Source organism: Pseudomonas sp. FG98 (genome assembly GCF_057808595.1).
In genome coordinates this window covers 1-21,207 of sequence record NZ_JBMDIJ010000022.1, presented here as the reverse complement: position 1 = coordinate 21,207, position 21,207 = coordinate 1, and the positions used below count along the sequence as shown (strand labels likewise).

The following is a 21,207-nucleotide window of genomic DNA, read 5'->3' as shown; positions in this document are numbered from 1 at the left end:
GGGTCGTATGGTCATCATCCCCCGAATGAATCGAATCAAGGCGTTGGCATGAGCGTAGATGCGCAAGATGTAGTACTGGTCGTCGAAGACGAACCGGTTATCCGTATGGTCCTCAACGATTACCTGTCGGGCGAGGGCTACCGTGTCCTGCTCGCCGAAGACGGTGCCCAGGCGTTCGAAATCCTCGCCAGCAAGCCGCACCTGGACCTGATGGTCACCGACTTCCGCTTGCCCGGCGGCATTTCCGGGGTGGATATCGCCGAGCCGGCGGTCAAGCTGCGACCGGACCTCAAGGTGATCTTCATCAGTGGCTATCCGGCGGAAATCCGCGAATCCGGCAGCCCGATCGCCTTCCGTGCGCCGATCCTGGCCAAGCCCTTCGACCTGGACAGCCTGCGCGAGCAGATCCAGGAATTGCTGGCCTGATTGTCAGGGGATTCGTACAGCTTGAAGTGATTCGTCCTATACCTCGCCCCGGCGCGAGGTGATCCGATCGGTTCCTTGTTTTCACGACACAGGAACCGTCATGTATCCGACACACTCTTCCCGATCCATTACCCTGCACCTGGGGCTGTTCTTCGACGGCACCGGGATGAACCTGTACAACAGCGAAACCGGCGCGAGTGGCAGCTACGCCATGAGCCCAAGCAATGTGGCGCGCCTGTACGCGCTGTACCCCCATACCCGGCAGCTTGCCGAGGCCGGCGACCAAGCCTGGCTGGCGCTGTATGTCGAAGGCATCGGCACTGCCCGTGGCGAGGCTGATGCCATGTTGGTCCAGGCCACCGGACGTGGTGCCAGCGGCGTGGCGGCACGGGTCGCCCAGGTGCCGGCGCAGGTGGCGGCGCTGCTCGACGACTTCAGGACACACAACCCGGCGCTGGCGATTGCCGCGATCGAGGTCGATCTGTTCGGCTTCAGCCGGGGCGCGGCGGCGGCGCGGCATCTGGCCAATGACCTGCACGGGTTGCGGGCCGCCTGTGGTGATCTGGCGCTGAGCCTCAACTTCATTGGTCTGTTCGACACCGTGGCCAGCATCATCGCCCCGCTCAAGGGCAATTTCAGCGCCGCCAACGCCGACTTCGACGGCCTGCGCCTGGGCCTGGCGGACGGGCTGGCGCGACAGGTGGTGCACCTGGTGGCGGCGGACGAGCGGCGCCTGAATTTCCCGCTGGTCGCCACGGGCAACGACCTGCTGTTGCCGGGAGATCACTGCGATATCGGCGGCGGGCACGCTGACGAGGTGGAGGAAAACCTGGTGCTGGAGCGGCCGTTCAGCAGTGTCGAGTTGGCCCATGTGGCGCTGGAACGGACCCGCGCGTGGCAACTGGCGAGCCAGTGCCTGGAGCGCCATCGTCCGGAATGGGAGGCCCTCGGCCTGCGGGTGACGCTCGACAGCCGGAGCGTCGACCAGCCGTTCGTGCCCAAGCGCGATATCCAGCGGGAAAAGCGCGTGAGGGTGTGGATTCGCGGACAGAGGCGGGTACGCGGGGAGTTGTCGCGGGTGTACCTGCGATTGATGCACGACCGGGCCGTGGCGGCGGGAGTGGCGCTAGCGCCAGGTGATTGGCAACTGCCCGGGGAGTTGCAGGGAATTGCGGCCAGTCTGCTTGCCGGGCATGGCCTGGAGGCTGAACAAATGGCGCTGTTGCGCGGCCGCTATATCCATCGTTCGGCCAACTGGAACGCCGCATGGAGTTCCGACAGTCCGTTGCTCGACAGCCTGTTCATCAATCGGCCGACGGTGGATGGGGTGAGGGTGGTTCACAGCATTGTCGGGTGAAGGGAGGGCCTCATCGCTGGATAGGTATCTACACATTTCTTCGGACTGATCTGTCGAGGCTGCTGGCCTCATCGCCGGCAATGCCGGCTCCCACAGGTTCCGAGCCAGCCGCATGATCCAGGCCCGAAACAGAAACCTGTGGGAGCTGGCATTGCCAGCGATAGGGCCAGCAGGAACAGCACAGACCAGCAGAGCGAAAAAGATGTGTAGATACCCATGCTCGTGCCCCTAAGTTCCAGCATCAAGCCGCCGAACTGATCCCCACCGGCAACGTCCGCTCGATCGCCCCCAGCAACATGCTTTCCATCAACGCCAAACGCTGTGCCTGGGGCATCGCGGCGTTCTGCAACCAGCCTGGCAGGCTGTTGAGCATGCTCGCCACCACCTGCGCCGCCGCTTCCAGTTCAGGCCCGGCGAGCCGGGTAGCAGGGGCGATCAACTCCAGCAGGCGGTTTTCATATTCCCGGCGCATCCCGGCAATTTGCGCCTGCTGCTCTTCGCTCAGGCAGCACAGGTCGCGCTCCGCCAGGCGAAACTGCAACGGGCGCTCGGCATGCAGCTCCCAATGGGCGCGGATCACCGCCGACAGTCGCGCCGAGGCGTTCTTGCCACGACCCACCGGGTGCAGGGTCGCCAGCAGCTCCTCGTACAGCTCCTCGATCAGGTCGAACAACAGGTGCTGCTTGCTCGGAAAATGGTGATACAGCGAGCCGGCGGTCAGGCCCACGTGCGCCGCCAGTTCGCGCATGCTGACCTGGCCGAAGCCCTTGAGCGCGAACAGCTCGAGGGCCTTGTCGCGACGTTCTTCGTAGTCGGCGCAGGTCTTGGGCATGGCGGTTTACCCGTAGACGTGGAAGCCGCGGCCGCTCTTGCGACCCAGGTAGCCGGCCGCGACCATCTCCTTGAGCAGCGGGGCGGGGCGGTACTTGCTGTCGTTGAAGCCTTCGTGGAAGGCCTCGATGATCGCCAGCAGGGTATCCAGGCCGATCAGGTCGGCCAGGGCCAGCGGACCGATCGGCTGGTTGCAGCCCAGGCGCATGCCGGTGTCGATGTCCTCGGCACTGGCCAGGCCTTCCTGGAGGACGAAGATCGCTTCGTTGATCATCGGCACCAGGATGCGGTTGACCACGAAGCCCGGGCGGTTGCCGGCGGTGATGGCGGTCTTGCCGACCTGGCCGGTCAGGGCCATGGCGGTGGCGTAGGTCGCATCGCTGGTCTGCAGGCCGCGGATCACCTCGACCAGCGCCATCATCGGCACCGGATTGAAGAAGTGCACGCCGATAAAGCGCTCTGGCGCGTTGATGGCCGCGCCCAGCTGGGTCACCGACAGCGACGAGGTGTTGGTGGCGATCACGCAGCTTTCGCTGACGTTGGCCGCAACCTGCTGAAGAATGCGTTTCTTCAGGTCGAGGTTTTCGGTGGCGGCCTCAATGACCAGTTGGGCATCGTTCAGCGCCGCATAGTCGGTGCTGGTGCGGATACGCTCGACTGCGGCTTCGGCCTGGGCCGCTTCCAGGGTCTGCTTGCTGACCTGGCGGTCGAGGTTCTTGCGCAGGGTGGCAACGCCACGCTCCAGCGCGGCGTCGGAGACGTCGATCAGGGTGACCTGGTAACCGGCCACCGCACACACCTGGGCAATCCCGTTGCCCATGGTCCCGGCGCCGATCACGGCGATGTTGTTCAGGCTCATGTAGTTATCCTTCAAGCGCGTTCGAACAGGACGGCAATACCCTGGCCGCCACCGATGCACATGGTCGCCAGGGCGTAACGACCCTGAATCCGTTGCAGTTCATGGATGGCCTTGGTGGCGATGATCGCGCCAGTGGCGCCCACCGGGTGGCCGAGGGAAATGCCGGAGCCATTGGGGTTGACCTTTTCCGGATCGAAGCCGAGCAGCTTGGACACAGCGCAGGCCTGGGCGGCGAAGGCTTCGTTGGATTCGATCACGTCGAGGTCGGCGACACTGATGCCGGCCTTGGCCAGGACTTTCTGGGTGGCCGGGACCGGACCGAGGCCCATCAGTTCCGGCTCGACGCCTGCGTGGGCGTAGGCCACCAGGCGCGCCAGCGGCTTCAGGCCTTCGCGCTCGACCATCGCCCCGGTAGCCAGGACCAGCGCGGCGGCGCCGTCGTTCAGGCCGCTGGCGTTGCCGGCGGTGACGCTGCCGTCTTTCTTGAATGCGGTCTTCATGCCAGCCAGTTGCTCGCTGCTGACTTCACCGCGCACATGCTCGTCCACCTTGAACTGCACCGGGCCTTTGCGGCCGGGCACTTCGATGGCGACGATCTGGCTGTCGAAGCGGCCTTCGGCGATGGCGCGGGCGGCGCGTTGCTGGCTGGTGATCGCGACTTCGTCCTGCATCTCGCGGCTGATGCCGTGCTTGGCCGCGACGTTTTCCGCGGTGATGCCCATGTGGAAGCCTTCGAAGGGGTCATGCAGGATGCCGAGCATGTAGTCGATGCTCTTCATGTCACCCATGCGTGCGCCCCAGCGGGCCTGGGTCAGCAGGTACGGGCCGCGGCTCATGGCTTCGGCACCGGCGGCCAGTACGGCTTCGGCTTCGCCCAGTTGCAGGGTCTGCGCGGCGGAGACGATGGCCTGCAGGCCGGAGCCGCACAGGCGGTTGACGTTGAATGCCGGGGTTTCCTTGGGAATGCCGGCGTTCATTGCGGCGACACGGCCCAGGTAGGCGTCACGGGCCTCGGTGGGGATCACGTTGCCCATCACCACGTGGCCGATCTTTTCCGGGGCGACGCCGGAGCGTTCGATAGCGGCGCGGGTGACCTGGGTGGCCAGGTCGGCCAGCGGCAGGTCCTTCAGCGAGCCACCGAAGGTGCCGATGGCCGAGCGCACGGCGCTGACTACATAGATATCGTTGTCGTTCATGATCCACTCCAATAGGCGAAAGCGTGACCGGGCACCGCCCGCTCTGCGAGAATGGCGCCCGGTCACGCCCGGATTGCCGTCGAGTCTAGGCAAGGGGCGTGGCGTGGCCTATGCCTTAACTGTCCAGCCTGCCTGTCATTTTTTGCAATGTATGGGCGGCGATTGCGGAACTGCCATGCGGGAAAACGATTCGGTCGCGGTCTATTTCGTTCACATCATGCTGCACGCCTTGCGCGACCAGCCCCAACGGGCGGCGGCGCTGTTGCTGCAAGCCGGCATCGATCCCGCGGTGCTTGACGATAGCAGCGCGCGGGTGCCGGCGACGGCGTTCGCCCGGTTGTGGTTGATCCTGATCGAGGCCCTGGATGACGAATTCTTCCAGCTCGACAGCCACGGCATGCCCCTGGGCAGCTTCGCCCTGATCTGCCGTGGCCTGATCCAGGAACCCAACCTGGAAAAGGCCCTGCGCCAATGCCTCAACTACTTCAGCCTGTTCCTGCGTGATCTGCGCGGCACCCTGAGCCTGCGCGGCCAGCGTGCGGTGATCAGCGTGCATTCGCGCATCGACGACCCGCAGCGCCGTGTCTTCGCCGAAGAAACCTTGTTGGTGCTGGTGATCAGCCTGCTGTGCTGGCTGGGTGGGCGACGCATTGCCATCGACCGCACCGAACTCACCGATGCGCGCGTGCGCCTGGAGGATGACGCCCTGTTGTGGGGACCGAACCTGCAACTGGGGGCGGGACGCACGGAAGTGGAGTTCGCCGCCGACTACCTGAAGTTGCCGGTGGTACAGGACCTGGGGGCGCTGAAGACCTTTCTGCGTAGCGCGCCCCAGGGCCTGGTGGTGCGCTGGCGCAACCAGAACGGCCTGGCGGCGCGGGTATACCGGCATCTGCGTCAGACCGAGTATGACCAGTGGCCGACCCTGCTGGCGCTGGCGGGGGAGATGGGGGCGAGTCCAAGCAGCTTCCGCCGCCAGCTGGAGCGCGAGGGCTGCTCGTTCCAGCAGATCAAGGACGAAGTGCGCCGGGCCATGGCCTTCGAGTGCCTGCGCGACAGCGACCTCAGCGTCGCCGAAATCGCCGCGCAGACCGGTTTCCAGGAGCCCAGCGCGTTTCACCGTGCGTTCAAGAAATGGACCGGGGAAAGTCCCGGCAGCTATCGCCAGCGGGTGTCGCAGGGTTAGGCCGGCACCATCGCGAAGCCTACGCCAAAGCGGTTCCAGGCATTGATGGTGGCGATGGCCAGGGTCAGGTTGACCACTTCGTTTTCCGTGAAATGCTCCAGCAGTGCCTCGTACTGGTGTTGCGGCGCGTGCTTTTCCGGCAGCCGGGTCAGGCTCTCGACCCAGGCCAGAGCGGCCTTTTCCCGTGGCGTGAAGTAAGTGGTGTCGGCCCACACGCTGAGGGTTTGCAGGCGGGCTTCGGTTTCGCCGGCCTGGCGCGCGTCGTTGGCGTGCATGTTCACGCAATAGGCGCAGCCATTGATCTGCGAAGCGCGCAGGCGGATCAGTTCCAGCAGCGAGTGTTCCAGGCCGGATTTCACCATGGCCTGCTCCAGGCCGACCATGGCTTTGTAGGCTTCCGGGGCGTGTTTGGCCCATTCGATTCGGGTGGTCATTGCGGTGGCTCCATTGTGCGTCAGGGGATGGAGTACACCTTAAGGGGGGAGGACGCCTGGCCGAATAGCCAATTCCGGGATTTATCAGGAGGCCAATGGCGGGCCCTGTCACTGCATGGGTATCTACACATTTTTTCGGACTGATCTGTCGAGGCTGATGGCCTCATCGCCGGCAATGCCGGCTCCCACAGGTTTTTTGGCCGGCCGTATGCTCCAGGCCCGACACAGAAACCTGTGGGAGCTGGCATTGCCAGCGATAGGGCCCTTGGTCACAACGAACATCACACAGGCCGCATCCCTTCGAAGATCAACCGCGTGGTCAACCGCACCTGCCGCGCATGGGCCTCCCGGTCCGGCTCCTCCGAGCTGACCAGCCTGAGCAATTGCAGGTGCGAGTAGTCATTGAGCAGAAACGCGGTCAATTGCACATCCAGGTCCGCGCGCAATTTGCCCTGGGCTTGCAGATCCTCCAGCACATGGGCGATCTGCCCCTGCAAGGCCGCGTTCATTTCCCGGTAGGCCTGGGGCAGGCCCTCGCTGTCGTTGCTTAGGATCAGCGGCAGCAGCTCGCGCCATAGCGGGGCGGGGAGGACTTCGAGGGAATAGCCGATCAACAGCGCCTCCAGATGGCACAGGGCATCCACCGGGTCGTCGAAATGGCCGATGCGGCCGCGCAGGTCGAGCACGGCGTGCTGGTCCGCCTCGCGGATCATCTCCAGCAGGATCGCCTGCTTGCTGGTGAAGTACTTGAACACCGTCGGCGCCGAAACCCCCGCCTCGCGGGCGATCTGCTCGACCGTGGTGGCTTCGAATCCCTGGCTTTGAAACAGCGCGATGGCCGCGTCGGCAATCGCCTGGCGGCGTTTTTCCTTCTGAAGTTCTCGCAGTCCGCTCACGCTGGCTCCCTGGCTTGGCATCGGTGCGCAGAGGATAGCGTTCCGGCTTTCATCGGTAAAATAATTTATTGACTAAAACTTTTTACAGGATTAATTATTTCCCTGCATCTGCTTCGACGCAGAGTCATTTTTCAGGATCGACCCATGAGCCACACCGCTACTTCGTCCCTGGCCCGGCTGTACGCCGAACTCCATGAAGCCCCGGTCACTCCACCCGTGCTGATGCAAGGTTTTCCCGCCGCTGCGGGCGAGCGCGTCACCTGGGCCAACTGGATGCGCCCGCCGTTCAATCGCTGGGGCTTCCGTCATCTGGCGCGGTTGCGTCCGAGCATCGAGGTGCGGGCGGGCAACCCGTCGCCACGGGATTTCGAGTCCGCACCTCAGGCACTGGAGGCATGGACCTTCGCCAGTACCTGCGGCCTGTCGGTCAGCGTTGCCGAGCACCTGGAGGCGAGCAGCACCGACGCCTTCCTCGTCCTGCACGACGGCAAGCTGGTGTTCGAGCGCTACTTCAACGGCCAGCAGCCCCATGACCGGCACATCATGTTTTCCGTGACCAAGTCGTTGATCGGCACCCTCGGCGAGCACCTGGTCTCGCTCGGCCAGCTCGATCCCGCAGCGCTCGCCAGCCATTACGTTCCCGAGCTGCAAGGCAGTGCCTTCGGCGATGCGACGGTGCGCCAGTTGTTCGACATGGCGGTGGGCATCGCCTACAGCGAAGTCTACGACGACCCCGCCTCGGAGAGTTCGCAGTACGGCTATGCCTGCGGTTTCCAGCCGACGCCCGAGGCGTACCGGCAGTTCGAGTCGCTGTACCAGTACCTGCCGGCGCTGCACAAGCGGGGTGAGCACGGCGGTTTCTTCCATTACGTCACCGCCACCACCGAGGCCCTGGCCTGGGTCATGGAGCGTGCGGCCGGGGTGGCCTGCCCGGCGTTGCTGGAGTCGGTGTGGAGCGCCCTGGGCTGCGAGCGCGACGGTTACTTCATGGCCGACCCCTGGGGGCGCGGCGTTGCTGGCGCCGGTTTCAGCGCGACAGCGCGGGACATGGCGCGCTTCGGCCAGTTGTTGCTCGATGGCGGGCGTTGCAATGGCCAGCAACTGCTCGCCGCCGACGCCGTGGCACGCCTGTTCGCCGGCGCCGATCCGGCGATCTACGCGGCCAATCAGGACTTTTCCCACTGGACCCCTGGCGCCTCCTATCGCAGCCAGTGGTACGTGTTCAACGACCACAGCCAGGCGCTGATGGCCGGCGGTATCCATGGCCAGTACCTGTTCGTCGATGTGCCGTCGCGCACGGTGATGGTCAAGCAGTCGTCGCTGCCGGAGGCGGTGGGTGAACTGGATGCCGACAGCGTGCGCATGCTGCGGGCCATCGCGGCGCGACTGCGCGGCTGATTACAAGAAATTCCGGAGGCCGCCGACGGCGGTGTCCGCGCCTGGCCTGCCAGGTTTTGGCGGCGTTCTGCGCCGCCCCTACTGCCCTGTAATACAACAACAAATGCACAGGAGCTTCATATGCATCGCACTCCGCGTTATGCCGGCGTGGCGCTGGCGTTCGGCCTTGCGTCGGCCAGCCAGTGGTCGCAGGCCGGTTATGTGTTCGAACAAGGGGATCTCAAGGGCGAGCTGACACTCAGTGCCGGTGGCGCCAGTCTCAGCGCACGCAATGTCAATTTCGGCGCCGGTCGCGTCGATCTGCGCAGCGGACGCAATACCGGCGAAAGCACCGACTGGCAGGAGTTCTACCTCAAGCCGGGAGTCACCCTGGACTATCGCCTCGATCCGGATTTCAGTCTGCTGGCCGGTGGTTCGATGGTCGCGGCGACCACCTTCGGCGACGGCGATCCGGGCGGCTACAGCAACAGCCGCGATGGCCGCGCCACGGTGGAAGAGGCTTACGCCGGATTCCGCGCCGGGCAGTGGAAGTTCACCGCTGGGCGGCAGAACTATCTGGTGGGCAATGGCTTTATCGTCATGGACGGTAATCTCGACATGTTCGGCGATGGCGCCTATTGGCTAGGGCCGCGCACGGCGTTTCGCGATTCGGCGCTGCTGGCCTGGGACGGCGGCCCCTTGCAGGTGCAGGGCTTCAGCCTGCGCACCGACGATCACCAGGGGGATTACCGCCTCAATGGCGCCAACCTCGACTACGACCTCGACGGCCAGGTGACCCTGGGCGCCATGGCCCTGCAGGTCGATGCCCTGGCCAGCAACCGTACGACGCGGGCGGCGCGTGATGGCATGCAGGTCTACAACCTGCGCGCCTTGCGCGGCAAGCTGCCCGGCGTGCCGGCCCTGACCCTGAATGCCGAATATGCGGTGCAGCGTGGCAGCGGCGATGGCGTCGACTACGATGCCAACGCCTGGTACGCCCAGGCCGACTATGCCTTCGACGACCTGCCATTGAGCCCGGTGCTCGGTTATCGCTACGCGCACTTCTCCGGCGATGACGACCTGGGCGACAAGCGCCAGAAAAGCTGGGATGCCCTGAGCAAGGGCTTTATTGACTGGAGTACCTGGCTGGTCGGCGATATCACCGGCAACTACCTGCTGTTCAACAGCAACGAGAATGTCCAGCAGTTCTCCCTCAAGACCCGGCTCAACGAGACCCTCAGCCTCGGCGCCATCCATTACCAGTTCTGGCTCGATGAAAAGAACTACCAGGGCATGCCGGTGGACAGCCGACGCTTCGCCGACGAGACGGTGATCTACCTCGACTGGACGCCGACACCGCGGTTGTACACCTCGCTTTCCTACAACTGGGTCAGCGGCAAATCGGCGGCGCGCCAGGTGTTCGGCGATGACCAGCGTTTCAGTGCCGTCGAAGCCTATTTCACCTATCGCTACTGATCCATCAACGCCTCATGGAGCCTTTTCTCATGGCCAAGCTTTCCCTGCGCAGCGCCCTGGCCGCTGCCGCCTTGCTCGCCAGCGGCCTGTGCGCCGCGCAACCCGAAGTGCGTATCTACAACTGGATCGAGTACCTGCCGCCGGAGATCCTCAAGGACTTCGAGCGTGATACCGGCATCCGCCCGGTGTACGACGTGTTCGACAGCGTCGAGACCCTGGAGTCGAAGCTGCTCACCGGCAACTCCGGCTACGACGTGGTGTTCCCCGGCACTTCCAATATCGGCAAGCTGATCCAGGCCGGTGCCGTGCAGCCGCTGGACCGGGCGCAACTGGCCAACTGGCAGCACCTGGATCCGGCGTTCATGACCAGCCTGGAAGCCGTCGGCGATGGCGGCAACCGCTATGCCGTACCGTATCTGTGGGGCACCACCCTGATCGGCTACAACGTCGACAAGGTCCGCGAGGCGCTGGGGCCGGACGCCAGGCTCGATAGCTGGGATCTGATCTTCAAGCCGGAAAACCTCTCGCGCCTGGCCGCATGCGGGGTGGGTTTCCTCGACGCAGCCGGGGAGATCCTGCCCATCGCCCTGCATTACCAGGGCCTGAACCCCAACAGCGAAAACCCCGCCGACTACAAGAAGGCCCAGGCCCTGATGCTCCAGGCGCGGCCGAATATCAGCTACTTCAACTCGTCGCGCTATGGTATGGACCTGGCCAATGGCGATATCTGCGCGGCGGTGGGCTGGTCGGGTGGCATCGCCCTGGCACGGACCCTGGCCAATGCGGCAGGCAAGGGCGTCAAGGTGGCGATGGCCCTGCCCAAGGAAGGCGCGCCGATGTGGGCGGACGTAATGGCGATTCCGGCCAATGCGCCCCATGCCAGGGAGGCCCACGCCTTCATCGACTACATCCTGCGCCCCGAGGTGATCGCCCGGATCAGCAACAGGATCGGTTACCCCAACCCGAACAAGGACGCCACCGCGCTGGTCGACGACGCGATCCGCAACGACCCGAACATGTACATCCCGGAGCCTGCGCGCAGCACCCTGTACGCCCTGGAGCCGCTGCCGAATTCGGTGGAGCGGGTGCGCACCCGGACCTGGACCACCATCAAGAGCAATCGCTGAATGAGCCAACTGACATGGGTGATGACCCTTCGAGTGCGGATCGGCCCGGAGGAGCAACTGGGGCTTTGCGTTGAGGGACTGCGCAGCAACTATCCGATCCTCGGTGGAGACTTCGAAGGACCGGACGTGCGCGGTGAGGTCTTGCCTGGTGGCGCCGACCAGTACCTGCTGCGGCCTGACGGGGTCGGCGAGCTGGATGCCCGCTACAGCCTGCTCAGTGATCGCGGGGAGCGGATCAATATCCATAACCTTGGGGTACTGGTGCTGGACGAGGAGGGCCAGAGGCTGGAAGCGGCAGGGCAATGGCCGCTGGCACCGGAGCGCTATCGCTGCAGTTGTTCGCCGCGTTTCCAGGTGGCGGCGGGGCGGCTCGGCTGGTTGCGCGAGGCGTGTTTCATTGGCCGGGTGAGCTATCCGCAGGTGGATCAGGTGCGGATCGACTGTTATCGGCTGGCTTGAGCGACGCAATCGCTGGCAAGCCAGCTCCCACAGGGATCGTGTCGACCACAGATACTGTGGCTGACCCGGAACCCTGTGGGAGTCGGCTTGCCGACGATAAGGCCATTGACAACAACCCGGTCTAGTTGCCTGCCTGGAGTTTCCCAGGGGTCAGGCTCGAGCCCGGACATCACATAGCTGTTGCAGCAAATCCCGCAGCGCCAACCCATCCCCATCCAGCCCGGCCTTGGCGTACAGCGCCAGTTCCAGCCCCTCCACCGGCGGGAATCCATCCTCCAGCGCCAGCACCCGATGCCCCTCCAGGACGCTGCGGCTCGGCACCAGGCTCACCCCCAGCCCGGCACTCACCGCTGCGCCGAGGCTGGCCAGGCTGGTGGCCGAGTAGCAGATGCGCCATGGCCGGCCAATGCTTTCCAGCGCGTGAATCATCTCCTGCCGATACAGCGCGCCCACCGGGAACACCACCAATGGCAGCGGCTCATCGGCGACCAGCCCTCGAGTGCTGCACACCCACGACAGCGGTTCCGCCCAGCGCGCATGGGCATCGCGATCCGCACCCCATTGCTTGACCAGGAGGATGTCCAGCTCGCCGTTGCGGTACAGGTGCAGCAGCGGATTGCTCAGGCCGCTTTCGACCTCAAGGCGCAGGTGCGGACGCTCGCCGATAAAGCCGCGCAGGGCCTCGGTGAGCAGCTCTCCGGCCAGGTCTTCGGGGGCACCGAGGCGCAGGGCGGTTTCGCTGCGGACCGGGGTCAGTGCCTGCCGAGCCTCTTCCTCCAGGCGCAGGATGCGCCGGGCATAACCAAGCAGGCGCTCACCGGCCTCGGTGGGCCAGACCTGGCGCTGGCTGCGGTCGAGCAGGCGGGTGCCGAGGCTCTGCTCCAGGCGGATGACCTGCTGGCTGACGGTGGACTGGGTCAGGTGCAGGCGCTCGCCGGCACGGGTGAAGTTGCCGGTTTCTACCACCGTGACGAAGGCGCGAAGCAGAAGGGGATCAAGCATGCGTAAATCCACTGGTATGCATGAAATCAATTAATTTCATGCTACACCCGCCGCCCGGGATAATCGCCCCCTCATTCGTCAGCGAGGAAGCGACATGGCTAACGAAGCCTTCATGCGCGAAGCCGTGGCCCTGGCCCGGGACAATATCCAGGCCGGCGGGCGGCCCTTCGGTGCGGTTCTGGTGCATCAGGACCGGGTGATCGCCCGGGCGGTCAACGAGATCCATAGCAGCAACGATCCCACCACCCACGCCGAATTGCAGGCCATCCGCCAGGCCAGCCAGGTGCTCGGTCGGCCGCGCCTGGAGGGTTGCGAGATCTACGCCAGCGGCCACCCGTGCCCCATGTGCCTGGCGGCCATGCACCTGTGCGGTATCGAGCGGGCCTGGTTCGCCTACGACAACGCCGAGGGCGAGCCCTATGGCCTGTCCACGGCTGCGGTCTATGAGCAGATGAGTCGCGCGCCACAGCAGCAATCGTTGCCTCTGCGCCCGCTGAAACCGGCAGGTGAAGAAGGGCTCTACGCCCTTTGGCAGCAGGTGCGCCAGGGATGACCGGCAGCACTTCACGCTGGCGCGGCGTCGCGCTGATGGCCCTGGTGATTGCGGTGACGCTCAACCTGCGGCCGATCCTCACCAGCATCGGCCCGCTGCTGGAAGAGATCCGCCTCGGCACCGGCATCGGCTACCAGCAGGCGGCGCTGCTTACCGCCTTGCCGGTGCTGTGCATGGGCCTGGTGCCGCTGTTGCAGCCGTGGCTCCGGCGCTGGCTGAGCGAGCAGGGCGGTCTGCTGCTGGGACTGGGGGCGATCGGCCTGGCCTGCCTGTGGCGCCTGCTGCTGGGCAGCGCTGGGGCGCTGATCGCCAGTGCGGTATTGGCCGGGCTGGGCGTGGCCTTCGTCCAGGCGCTGATGCCGGGGCTGGTCAATCGCTGGTTCTCCCGGCGCCTGGCGCTGGCCATGGGTGTGTACTCGGCGGCGCTGATGAGCGGTGGCGGGCTGGCGGCGGTGCTCGGGCCACGGGTCGCCGAGCATTTCGGCCATTGGCAGGCCGGCCTGGGTGTATGGCTGCTGCCGGTGCTGTTCGCCCTGCTTCTGCTGGGGCTGGTCGGACCGAACCTGGAAGCCGCCGCCGGGCGTGGCGGCAATGGCGGCGGGCATTTCTTCGGCAATCGCCGGGCCTGGCTGCTGGCGGTGTATTTCGGCCTGATCAATGGCGGCTACACCAGCATGGTCGCCTGGCTGCCGGCCTACTATCAGCAGGTCGGCGGCAGCGCCAAGGGCGGCGGCGAGCTGGTCGGGGTAATGACCCTCTTCCAGGTGCTCGGCGCCCTTGGCCTGCCACTGCTGTTGCGGCGCATGAGCGACCGGCGTCCCGGCCTGTGGCTGGCGCTGACCGCGCAGTTGATCGGCTTTGCCGGCCTGCTGCTCGACCCGGCGCTGTCGCCTGGACTGTGGGTCGGCCTGATCGGCTTCGGCCTTGGCGCCTGTTTCAGCCTGAGCCTGACCCTGACCCTCGAACACCTCAAGGACCCGCGCCAGGCCGGCGGCCTCGCGGCCTTCGTCCAGGGAATCGGTTTCATCATCACCGGGCTGGTGCCGTACCTGACCGGCTGGCTGCGGGATATCAGCGGTGATTTCCAGGCGTCCTGGACCCTGCTGACGATCACGGTGGTGCTGATGCTGCTGGTCACCGGGCGCTTCGCCCCACGGGGTTACAGTGCTGCCATGGCCGCCCGGACGCAGACGGCCAGCGCGCTTAGCTGAGGGATTGCAGGGTATCGCGCAGGCGGTCCAGGGCCGGGTCGATATCCAGCAGTTCGATGGCGCCGAAGCCCAGCAGCAGGCCGGGTTTCACGGGTGCTTCGCGGTAGAACGGCGCCAGCGAATACAGTCCCACTTCCACCTTGCGCGCCAGGGCGATCACGAACTCCACATCCAGCTCGCCCCTGGCCAGGGCGCTGAGGTGATAGCCGGCGCTGGTCGGCACCGCTGCGAACCACGGACTCAAATCACCCTCCAGCCGTTGCAGGATGCGCTCGCGCCGCGCGGCGTAGAGCTCGTGGCAGCGGCGAATGTGCTTGACCAGGTGGCCTTCGCCGATAAAGCGCGCCAGGGCCCACTGGCTCAGGGTCGAGGTGTGCCAGTCGCTCAGTTGCTTGGCGATGCGCACCGGCTCCTGCAAGGCCGGCGGCAGGATCGCATAGCCCAGGCGCAGCTCCGGCAGGACGGTCTTGGAGAAGGTCCCGACGTAGGCCACCAGGCCATGCTCGTCGAGGCTTTGCAGGGCGTCGGTGGGGCGGCTGGCGTAGCGGAACTCGCTGTCGTAGTCGTCCTCGATGATCAGTGCACCCAGCTCGGCGGCACGGGCCAGCAGGGCGTGGCGGCGCTCCAGGCTCATGGGCATGCCCAGGGGAAACTGGTGCGACGGGGTCACGTAGATCAGTCGCGCGCCGGCTTCGATGCGGTCGACGCGAATCCCTTCGCCATCCACCGGAACATGCTGGATCCGCGCGCCGAGGGCTTCGAACAGATGCCTGGCAGGCGGGTAGCCGGGGTCTTCCATGGCCACGCTGCAACCCGGCTCGATCAGCACCCGGGCGATCAGGTCGAGGGCCTGCTGGGCACCGTTGCACACCTGCACATCCGCCGCCGTGCAGCGCACGCCGCGGGCGAAGGCGATATGCCGGGCGATGGCCTCGCGCAGTTCGGGCAGGCCCTGGGCATTGCTGTAGCGGGTGTCGGTGCGCTGGCACTGGCGCAGGGCGTGCTGGGCGCACTGGCGCCAGGCATCGAAGGGGAAATGCGCCTTGCTCGAAGCGCCGCCGACAAAGTCATAGCGCGACGGTTGTGTCAGGGCCGGACGGCCCATGGGAATGCCTCTCGCGCGCCAGCGGGCGAGGCTGTCCGCGCTGGCCAGGGGGATTTCCGTGGTGGCGGGCTGCCGTGCAAGGGGCTGCGGGGTAATGAAGGTGCCGCGTCCGACCTGGCCGCTGAGCAGGTTGTCAGAGGTCAGCCGCGAGTAGGCCTCGGCCACGGTCTTGCGCGACACCCCCAACTGCTCGGCCAGCAGGCGGGTCGGCGGCAACTGGGTGCCGGCGGCCAGGCGTCCGCAGTCGATCGCATCGCGCAGTTGCCGGTAGAGCTGGTCGGCCAGGTCCTTGCGACCGTGCAGGGTGATATGCAGTTCCATGGGGGAGCGGTTTCCGGGGGGAGGCAGTTGGTCAGATTAACCGATTGCGCTGCCGTTGATCCCCTCGCGCCACGCAGTCGACAGGGCGAATCCACACTCAAAGGTGATGTGACCGCAGCTCGGTGCGTTACTTTCCTTCAAGGAGATTCGCCATGAAATTGCGTTTGCTCTTGCCTCTCGTCCTCCTGCTGCCTGGCGCCGCCCATGCGTCCCAGGACGGCATCCCGCAATACCACTACGGCATGCCCCTGGATATCGCCCGGGTCCTCGACCTGCGCGAGCCCCAGGGCGATCACCAGTGCAAGGTGGTCAAAGCGACCATGACCTACCTGGACTCTCACGGCCAGCAACAGCAGCTGCACTACCTGAAGCTGGCGGAGGAGTGCTCCGACCAGGGCTGATCAGTCCCACTGCGGTGCCAGGCCTGTCGGGTCGGTGATGCGCAGGCCGCTGTCCAGCGTGGCGATGCGGGCCATGTCCGCATCGCTCAGGCGCAGGTCGACGGCCTTCAGGTTGCCGGCAAGGTTGGCGCGTTTGGTCGATGACGGGATCACCGCGTAGCCCAGTTGCATCGCCCAGGCCAGGGTGACCTGCGCAGGAGTGGCGTGGTGCTGCGCGGCGATTTCCTGGATCAGCGGATCCAGCAGGACCTTGCCGTAGCCGAGGGTCATGTAGGAGGTGACGGCGACGTTCTGGCTGTGCATGAACTCCACCAGGCGGCGGTTCTGCAGATAGGGATGCAGCTCGATCTGGTTGGTGGCGATCTGGCCGGGACCGGTCACGGCGATGGCCTGGCGCAGCAGGTCGATGGTGAAGTTGGACACGCCGATTTCCTTGGTCAGGCCCTCGGCCCTGGCCTGCAGCAGTGCGCCCATGAATTCGCTGACCGGCACCTTGCCGCCGGGGGAGGGCCAGTGGATCAGGGTCAGGTCGAGGTGGTCGGTGCGCAGCTTGGCCAGGCTTTCCTTGAAACTGGGAATCAGGCGCTCGGCACTCAGGTTCTCGGTCCAGATCTTGCTGGTCAGGTACAACTGGTCGCGGGGTACGCCGCTGGCGGCGATGGCCTGGCCGACCTCGGCTTCGTTGCCGTAGATCTGCGCCGTGTCGATGGCCCGGTAGCCCAGCTCCAGGGCCTGGCTGACCGAGTCGATGACCACCTGGTCCTTGAGGCGGAAGGTGCCGAGGCCGAACAGGGGAAGGGTCATGGGATGTCCTCATCGGGTGGGGTGGGAATGAGGGTAGTATCCCGGGGCTGGCGGGGTGGAAAAATGCTTGGTGGGGCACAAGATTTTTGCTTTTGGGGCACGAATCTCTGATGACCCCATCGCTGGCAAGCCAGCTCCCACAGGTTCAGCGGTGCACGCGGTCCTTGTGGGAGCTGGCTTGCCAGCGATGAGGCCGTCGGCGTCAACCCAACTGCTGGATCAACCCCTGCAACTTCTCCCGCCCCGCCTCATCCAGCGCGAACACCGGCGCCCGCGGCACACCGCAGTCGATCCCGGTCAGCTTCAGCCCGGCCTTGACTGTCGCCGGCAACCCGCCTTTCAGGATGAAGTCGAGCAAGGGCAATTGCCGGTAGAACAGCTCCCGCGCCCGTTCCAGATCATTGCTCAGCACCGCGCGATAGAGCTGCTGGTTAAGCACCGGAATCAGGTTGGCCGCCGCCGTGCACCAGCCCGTTGCGCCGGCGACAAAGGCTTCCAGGGCCAGCGGGTTGCAGCCGTTGTAGAACGGTACCTGGCCTTCGCCGAGCTGCTGCAGGGCGTGCATGCGCTGGATGTCGCCGGTGCTCTCCTTGACCATGGTCACGTTCTCCACCGCCTTGACGATGCGCAGGATCAGCGGCACCGACATGTCCGTGCCACTGGTGGCCGGGTTGTTGTAGAGCATGATCGGGATGCCGATGCTGTCGCTGATGCGCTGGTAGTGACGGAGGATCTCCGCCTCGCTGAGTTTCCAGTAGGCGGTCGGCAGCACCATCACCGCGTCGGCGCCGTGTGCTTCGGCAAAACGTGCGCGGCGGATGGCGTTGGCGGTGGTCAGGTCGGAGACGCTGACGATGGTCGGCACCCGCCGGGCAATGTGCGCCAGGCTGAATTCCGCCACCTGGCTCCACTCACGGTCGTTGAGGTAGGCGCCTTCGCCGGTGCTGCCCAGCGGGGCGATAACCTGCACGCCGCCATCGATCAGGCGGTCGATGGACTGGCCGAGGGCGGTAAGGTCGAGTTGCTCGCCGTCGCTGCCGGCGAAGGGGGTGACGGTGTAGCCGATGATGCCGTGGAAAAGGTTGCTCATGGTCGCTGCTCCAGCAAGGTCAGTTCAGGCAGTCGGCGTGCTTGCGCAGGCTTTGCCGGGCGAAATAGTTGAAGGCCGCGCCGTGGCGCTTGGGCCGGTCGATCCAGTCGTGGGCTTCGCGGCCCAGCGCCGGGTCGATGGGTTGCACGCTGCCGGCGGACATCGCCAGCAGTTGCAACTGCGCCGCGCGCTCGATCAGGTTGGCGGTGACGCAGGCCTGCTCGATATCGGCGCCGGTGGACAACTGGCCGTGGTGGGAGAGCAGGATGGCCCGCTTGTCGCCCAGCGCCGCGGCGATGATCTCGCCTTCCTCGTTGCCCACCGGCACGCCCGGCCAGTGCTGGAGAAAGGCGCAGTCGTCATACAGCGGGCAGACGTCCATATGCGACACCTGCAACGGCACCTCCAGCATCGACAGCGCCGCGACGTGGGTCGGGTGGGTGTGGATGATGCAGTTGACGTCCGGGCGGGCACGGTACAGCCAGCTGTGGAAACGATTGGCCGGGTTGGCCATGCCCTGGCCTTCGAGCACCTCCAGGTCTTCGTTGACCAGCAGCAGGTTGCTGGCGCTGATCTCGTCGAAACCCAGGCCCAGTTGCTGGGTATAGAAGGTCCCGGGTTGCGGGCCACGGGCGCTGATCTGCCCGGCCAGGCCGGAGTCGTGACCGCGGTCGAAGAGAATGCGACAGGTCAGGGCCAGCTTTTCCCTGACAGTCCACGTATTATCCGCAAGCGAACCTTGCATCCGCGCAAGGGCCTGCCGGACCAGTTGGTCCTTGGGCAGTGTCATTGTGTCGGTCATCGAGCCATCCTCGGTGATGTGAGCGTAGCCCGCCCCGGTTGCCTGGAAAACGAACGGGGCGGTTTGTCTGGTGACACAAACAAGGCTATATGACACAAAGTGTCATTTGCAAGCCGAAAGTTTCCTGGCTGACTGGAATCAACCGCGACGCATGTCTATCCGTTTGAAATTACTAAGGAAAAAACTCGGCATCACCCTTGAGGTGCTGGCTGAGAAATCCGGCATGACCAAGAGCTACCTGTCCAAGGTCGAGCGTGGTCTGAATACCCCGTCGATTGCCGCCGCGCTCAAGCTGGCGCGGGCGTTGAACGTCAATGTCGAGGAGCTGTTCGCCGAGGATGCGCCGAACCCGACGCGCTACAGTCTGGTGCGCAGTGGCGAGCGCCAGGCGCTGTCCGGCAGCGGGCAGGGCCCGGGCTACGCGGTACTGGCCAACCAGATCGGCCAGCGCAGCCTGTTGCCGTTCCTGATCAGCCCGCCGATGGACTTCAGCGACTCCACCTTCAAGGAGCATCTGGGCGAGGAGTTCCTCTTCGTCCATGACGGCAGTGTCGAGGTGGACTTCATGAACGAGCGGGTCATCCTCGAGCGTGGCGATGCCCTCTATTTCAATGCACAGACCCCGCACCGCCTGCGTTCCCTGGGCGAGCGGCCGGCGCAGTTGCTGGTGGTGGTGCACGACGCCGGGTGCTAGGCTCGTGAACGTTTTCGTACAGCCCCGGGAGATTTTTCGATGAGCACTGCTTCGACTTTCTGGCGCGATCCGGCGCTGGCGTTCATCGAGGCCCGGGGTGTCGCCGACGGACGCAAGGTCTGTTACTCGCGGCATTCCCACGAAGGGTTTTCCATCGGCGCGATCACCGCCGGGCGCAGCACCTATTTCGACGGGCAGCGTTGGCATGAGGTGGAGGAGGGCACCGTGGTGATGATGAACCCCGGGGTGGTGCATGCCTGCAATCCGATCGCCGACCAGCCCTGGTCCTACCTGATGCTCTATGTCGATATGCCGTGGTTGCGCGAGCAGGGTTTCGAACCGCTGGCGCGGACCCTGAGCACCTCGCCGGAGCTGTATCGCGGCCTGCTGGCGCTGTATGAGCGTCTCACCGACAGCCACTGCGGCAGCGAGGACAAGCGCCTCGCCGCCGAGTGCTTCTTCGGCCGCCTGCGCGAGCAGATCGAGGCGGCGCCAGCGGACGCGGGGCAGGGCAACGAGCGTTTGCAGCGGGCGGCGGACTATATACGCCGGCACTGCACCGAACCGCTGAAGCTGGAGGACATCGGCGAGGCGGCGGGGTTATCGACGTCCTACCTGATCCGCGCCTTCAAGCAGCACTTCGGCCTGACGCCCCACGGTTACCTGCTGGATCACCGGGTGCGCTATGCCCGTGCCCAGTTGCGCCAGGGCCGGTTGATCGCCGAGGTCGCCCATGAGGCCGGGTTCGCCGACCAGGCCCACCTGCAACGGGCCTTCAAGCAGCACCTGGCGGCGACCCCGGGGCATTACCGCTCAGCCCAGTAGCAGGTAGCCGGCGCTGGCTGCCAGCAGGGTGGCCAGGCTGCGGTTGAACAGGCGCATGCGCCGGGGTTCTTGCAGGTGCTGGCGGATCACCGTACCGGCCCAGGCCCAGCAGCCCAGGGACAGGTAGCAGATCACCAGATAGATCAGCGTGAATTGCCAGAGCAGGGCGCTCTCGCCCTGACCGACGAACGCTCCGACGCCGGCGACGCAGGCCAGCCAGGCTTTTGGATTGAGCCACTGCATGGCGGCGCCGTAGAGGTAGCCGGGGGCCTTGTGCGGATCGCTGTCACCCAGGCGGCCATCGTCGCTGGCGAGTTTCCAGGCCATGTACAGCAGAAACAGGATGCCGGCCCAGCGCAGGGCCTCGGTCAGTCCCGGCCAGCGCAGCAACACCGCGTGCAAGCCGAAGCCGATCAGCAACAGCAGCAGGCAGAAACCCAGGGTCGCCCCGGTGACATGGCGCAGGGCGGGACGCAGGCCATGCCGGGCGCCGGAGGCCAGGGCCACCAGGTTGACCGGGCCGGGGGAGATGGAGGAGGCCAGCGCGAAGGCGGCCATGGAGAGTGTCAGGCTCATGGTGGTTCTCTTGCAGTGAACGAGGCCTGGACTCTAGTGGTGGGGGTGGTGGCGGGTATTGAAGAAAACTGCCCTTTGCCTCTCCAGGAGCGACGCGACCCCTGTGGGAGATTCTATGGTGGCAGGCAAGCAGGTGTGACTGCCGGCCTTATCGTCGGCAAGCCGACTCCCACAGGGTTCTGGGTCAGCCACAGTATCT

23 protein-coding genes are annotated in these 21,207 nt (G+C 65.5%); 12 read left to right on the top strand and 11 right to left on the bottom strand.

Features of this window, described 5'->3' with window-relative positions:
- Positions 1-48: 48 nt before the first annotated feature.
- On the top strand, positions 49-426 hold the full coding sequence (locus ACODSK_RS15540) for a response regulator (protein WP_075805717.1): 378 nt from the start codon (positions 49-51) through the stop codon (positions 424-426).
- Between the two features lie 100 nt (positions 427-526).
- A complete protein-coding gene (locus ACODSK_RS15535) occupies positions 527-1,783 on the top strand; it encodes a phospholipase effector Tle1 domain-containing protein (protein ID WP_489017304.1) in 1,257 nt (418 codons plus the stop codon).
- 241 nt (positions 1,784-2,024) lie between these two features.
- On the opposite strand, the gene ACODSK_RS15530 is transcribed toward ACODSK_RS15535, so the two are convergent.
- From ACODSK_RS15530 to ACODSK_RS15520, 3 genes are read right to left on the bottom strand one after another with little or no spacing between them, the layout of a single operon-like run.
- Positions 2,025-2,615 (bottom strand): TetR/AcrR family transcriptional regulator, encoded by a 591-nt coding sequence (locus tag ACODSK_RS15530; RefSeq protein ID WP_489017302.1) that lies wholly within the window; start codon positions 2,613-2,615, stop codon positions 2,025-2,027.
- 6 nt (positions 2,616-2,621) lie between these two features.
- The gene (locus ACODSK_RS15525; RefSeq protein ID WP_489017300.1) at positions 2,622-3,473 is read right to left on the bottom strand and encodes a 3-hydroxybutyryl-CoA dehydrogenase; all 852 of its coding nucleotides are present in this window, start codon (positions 3,471-3,473) and stop codon (positions 2,622-2,624) included.
- An 11-nt stretch (positions 3,474-3,484) separates the two neighbouring features.
- Positions 3,485-4,669, bottom strand: a complete 1,185-nt coding sequence (locus tag ACODSK_RS15520) for an acetyl-CoA C-acyltransferase family protein (RefSeq protein ID WP_489017298.1) — start codon at positions 4,667-4,669, stop codon at positions 3,485-3,487.
- A gap of 175 nt (positions 4,670-4,844) precedes the next feature.
- On the opposite strand from ACODSK_RS15520, the gene ACODSK_RS15515 reads away from it, so the two are divergent.
- Positions 4,845-5,855 carry an AraC family transcriptional regulator gene (locus tag ACODSK_RS15515; RefSeq protein WP_489017296.1) on the top strand — a complete coding sequence of 337 codons (1,011 nt, stop codon included), beginning with the start codon at positions 4,845-4,847 and terminating at the stop codon, positions 5,853-5,855.
- Here ACODSK_RS15515 and ACODSK_RS15510 read toward each other — a convergent pair.
- The gene (locus ACODSK_RS15510) at positions 5,852-6,289 is read right to left on the bottom strand and encodes a carboxymuconolactone decarboxylase family protein (RefSeq protein ID WP_489017295.1); all 438 of its coding nucleotides are present in this window, start codon (positions 6,287-6,289) and stop codon (positions 5,852-5,854) included. The two genes, ACODSK_RS15515 and ACODSK_RS15510, sit on opposite strands and share 4 nt — an antisense overlap.
- A gap of 281 nt (positions 6,290-6,570) precedes the next feature.
- Positions 6,571-7,185 carry a TetR/AcrR family transcriptional regulator gene (locus ACODSK_RS15505; RefSeq protein WP_489017293.1) on the bottom strand — a complete coding sequence of 205 codons (615 nt, stop codon included), beginning with the start codon at positions 7,183-7,185 and terminating at the stop codon, positions 6,571-6,573.
- Positions 7,186-7,329: 144 nt separating this feature from the next.
- On the opposite strand from ACODSK_RS15505, the gene ACODSK_RS15500 reads away from it, so the two are divergent.
- From ACODSK_RS15500 to ACODSK_RS15485, 4 genes are all read left to right on the top strand, one after another.
- Positions 7,330-8,583, top strand: coding sequence for a serine hydrolase domain-containing protein (locus ACODSK_RS15500; RefSeq protein ID WP_489017292.1), 1,254 nt, complete (start codon positions 7,330-7,332; stop codon positions 8,581-8,583).
- A 120-nt stretch (positions 8,584-8,703) separates the two neighbouring features.
- Complete coding sequence (locus ACODSK_RS15495) at positions 8,704-10,038, top strand: alginate export family protein (RefSeq protein ID WP_489017290.1); 1,335 nt, start codon at positions 8,704-8,706, stop codon at positions 10,036-10,038.
- 29 nt (positions 10,039-10,067) lie between these two features.
- Positions 10,068-11,165 carry a polyamine ABC transporter substrate-binding protein gene (locus tag ACODSK_RS15490; protein WP_489017288.1) on the top strand — a complete coding sequence of 366 codons (1,098 nt, stop codon included), beginning with the start codon at positions 10,068-10,070 and terminating at the stop codon, positions 11,163-11,165.
- Complete coding sequence (locus ACODSK_RS15485) at positions 11,166-11,624, top strand: DUF3237 domain-containing protein (protein ID WP_489017287.1); 459 nt, start codon at positions 11,166-11,168, stop codon at positions 11,622-11,624.
- A gap of 150 nt (positions 11,625-11,774) precedes the next feature.
- On the opposite strand, the gene ACODSK_RS15480 is transcribed toward ACODSK_RS15485, so the two are convergent.
- Positions 11,775-12,626, bottom strand: a complete 852-nt coding sequence (locus ACODSK_RS15480) for a LysR substrate-binding domain-containing protein (RefSeq protein ID WP_489017286.1) — start codon at positions 12,624-12,626, stop codon at positions 11,775-11,777.
- A 94-nt stretch (positions 12,627-12,720) separates the two neighbouring features.
- Here ACODSK_RS15480 and ACODSK_RS15475 point away from each other — a divergent pair, with 94 nt between their 5' ends.
- The gene (locus ACODSK_RS15475) at positions 12,721-13,179 is read left to right on the top strand and encodes a nucleoside deaminase (RefSeq protein WP_489017285.1); all 459 of its coding nucleotides are present in this window, start codon (positions 12,721-12,723) and stop codon (positions 13,177-13,179) included.
- Entirely contained in the window at positions 13,176-14,390 is a 1,215-nt protein-coding gene (locus tag ACODSK_RS15470) for a CynX/NimT family MFS transporter (RefSeq protein ID WP_489017284.1), read from the top strand. The genes ACODSK_RS15475 and ACODSK_RS15470 overlap by 4 nt, the downstream gene beginning before the upstream one ends.
- Here the strand turns inward: ACODSK_RS15470 and pdxR are convergent.
- Positions 14,383-15,816 carry a MocR-like pyridoxine biosynthesis transcription factor PdxR gene (gene pdxR, locus ACODSK_RS15465; protein WP_489017283.1) on the bottom strand — a complete coding sequence of 478 codons (1,434 nt, stop codon included), beginning with the start codon at positions 15,814-15,816 and terminating at the stop codon, positions 14,383-14,385. The genes ACODSK_RS15470 and pdxR overlap by 8 nt on opposite strands.
- Positions 15,817-15,968: 152 nt before the next feature.
- Between pdxR and ACODSK_RS15460 the strand changes: the two genes are divergently transcribed.
- Positions 15,969-16,217 carry a DUF2790 domain-containing protein gene (locus tag ACODSK_RS15460; RefSeq protein WP_489017282.1) on the top strand — a complete coding sequence of 83 codons (249 nt, stop codon included), beginning with the start codon at positions 15,969-15,971 and terminating at the stop codon, positions 16,215-16,217.
- Here ACODSK_RS15460 and dkgB read toward each other — a convergent pair whose 3' ends face one another.
- The 3 genes from dkgB to ACODSK_RS15445 all read right to left on the bottom strand — a co-directional run bounded on the left by dkgB (position 16,218) and on the right by ACODSK_RS15445 (position 18,913).
- Entirely contained in the window at positions 16,218-17,021 is an 804-nt protein-coding gene (dkgB, locus tag ACODSK_RS15455; RefSeq protein ID WP_489017281.1) for a 2,5-didehydrogluconate reductase DkgB, read from the bottom strand. It lies immediately after the preceding gene.
- 202 nt (positions 17,022-17,223) lie between these two features.
- Positions 17,224-18,111, bottom strand: a complete 888-nt coding sequence (locus tag ACODSK_RS15450; RefSeq protein WP_489017280.1) for a dihydrodipicolinate synthase family protein — start codon at positions 18,109-18,111, stop codon at positions 17,224-17,226.
- A gap of 19 nt (positions 18,112-18,130) precedes the next feature.
- Positions 18,131-18,913, bottom strand: coding sequence for an aldolase (locus ACODSK_RS15445; protein ID WP_489017278.1), 783 nt, complete (start codon positions 18,911-18,913; stop codon positions 18,131-18,133).
- 151 nt (positions 18,914-19,064) lie between these two features.
- Between ACODSK_RS15445 and ACODSK_RS15440 the strand changes: the two genes are divergently transcribed.
- A complete protein-coding gene (locus tag ACODSK_RS15440; RefSeq protein ID WP_489017277.1) occupies positions 19,065-19,607 on the top strand; it encodes a helix-turn-helix domain-containing protein in 543 nt (180 codons plus the stop codon).
- A 39-nt stretch (positions 19,608-19,646) separates the two neighbouring features.
- Positions 19,647-20,432: an AraC family transcriptional regulator gene (locus ACODSK_RS15435; protein WP_489017275.1), complete on the top strand. Its 786-nt coding sequence runs from the start codon at positions 19,647-19,649 to the stop codon at positions 20,430-20,432.
- On the opposite strand, the gene ACODSK_RS15430 is transcribed toward ACODSK_RS15435, so the two are convergent.
- The gene (locus ACODSK_RS15430; RefSeq protein WP_489017273.1) at positions 20,421-21,008 is read right to left on the bottom strand and encodes a LysE family translocator; all 588 of its coding nucleotides are present in this window, start codon (positions 21,006-21,008) and stop codon (positions 20,421-20,423) included. The two genes, ACODSK_RS15435 and ACODSK_RS15430, sit on opposite strands and share 12 nt — an antisense overlap.
- Positions 21,009-21,207: the final 199 nt, after the last annotated feature.

Coding starts and splice junctions, on each gene's coding strand:
- ACODSK_RS15480 (WP_489017286.1), bottom strand. CDS start 12,626: ATGCTTGATCCCCTTCTGCTTCGCGCCTTCGTCACGGTGGTAGAAACC.
- ACODSK_RS15525 (WP_489017300.1), bottom strand. CDS start 3,473: ATGAGCCTGAACAACATCGCCGTGATCGGCGCCGGGACCATGGGCAAC.
- ACODSK_RS15460 (WP_489017282.1), top strand. CDS start 15,969: ATGAAATTGCGTTTGCTCTTGCCTCTCGTCCTCCTGCTGCCTGGCGCC.
- ACODSK_RS15485 (WP_489017287.1), top strand. CDS start 11,166: ATGAGCCAACTGACATGGGTGATGACCCTTCGAGTGCGGATCGGCCCG.
- ACODSK_RS15495 (WP_489017290.1), top strand. CDS start 8,704: ATGCATCGCACTCCGCGTTATGCCGGCGTGGCGCTGGCGTTCGGCCTT.
- ACODSK_RS15490 (WP_489017288.1), top strand. CDS start 10,068: ATGGCCAAGCTTTCCCTGCGCAGCGCCCTGGCCGCTGCCGCCTTGCTC.
- ACODSK_RS15430 (WP_489017273.1), bottom strand. CDS start 21,008: ATGAGCCTGACACTCTCCATGGCCGCCTTCGCGCTGGCCTCCTCCATC.
- ACODSK_RS15435 (WP_489017275.1), top strand. CDS start 19,647: ATGAGCACTGCTTCGACTTTCTGGCGCGATCCGGCGCTGGCGTTCATC.
- ACODSK_RS15445 (WP_489017278.1), bottom strand. CDS start 18,913: ATGACCGACACAATGACACTGCCCAAGGACCAACTGGTCCGGCAGGCC.
- ACODSK_RS15515 (WP_489017296.1), top strand. CDS start 4,845: ATGCGGGAAAACGATTCGGTCGCGGTCTATTTCGTTCACATCATGCTG.
- ACODSK_RS15510 (WP_489017295.1), bottom strand. CDS start 6,289: ATGACCACCCGAATCGAATGGGCCAAACACGCCCCGGAAGCCTACAAA.
- ACODSK_RS15530 (WP_489017302.1), bottom strand. CDS start 2,615: ATGCCCAAGACCTGCGCCGACTACGAAGAACGTCGCGACAAGGCCCTC.
- ACODSK_RS15540 (WP_075805717.1), top strand. CDS start 49: ATGAGCGTAGATGCGCAAGATGTAGTACTGGTCGTCGAAGACGAACCG.
- ACODSK_RS15520 (WP_489017298.1), bottom strand. CDS start 4,669: ATGAACGACAACGATATCTATGTAGTCAGCGCCGTGCGCTCGGCCATC.
- ACODSK_RS15450 (WP_489017280.1), bottom strand. CDS start 18,111: ATGAGCAACCTTTTCCACGGCATCATCGGCTACACCGTCACCCCCTTC.
- ACODSK_RS15475 (WP_489017285.1), top strand. CDS start 12,721: ATGGCTAACGAAGCCTTCATGCGCGAAGCCGTGGCCCTGGCCCGGGAC.
- pdxR (WP_489017283.1), bottom strand. CDS start 15,816: ATGGAACTGCATATCACCCTGCACGGTCGCAAGGACCTGGCCGACCAG.
- ACODSK_RS15470 (WP_489017284.1), top strand. CDS start 13,176: ATGACCGGCAGCACTTCACGCTGGCGCGGCGTCGCGCTGATGGCCCTG.
- dkgB (WP_489017281.1), bottom strand. CDS start 17,021: ATGACCCTTCCCCTGTTCGGCCTCGGCACCTTCCGCCTCAAGGACCAG.
- ACODSK_RS15535 (WP_489017304.1), top strand. CDS start 527: ATGTATCCGACACACTCTTCCCGATCCATTACCCTGCACCTGGGGCTG.
- ACODSK_RS15440 (WP_489017277.1), top strand. CDS start 19,065: ATGTCTATCCGTTTGAAATTACTAAGGAAAAAACTCGGCATCACCCTT.
- ACODSK_RS15500 (WP_489017292.1), top strand. CDS start 7,330: ATGAGCCACACCGCTACTTCGTCCCTGGCCCGGCTGTACGCCGAACTC.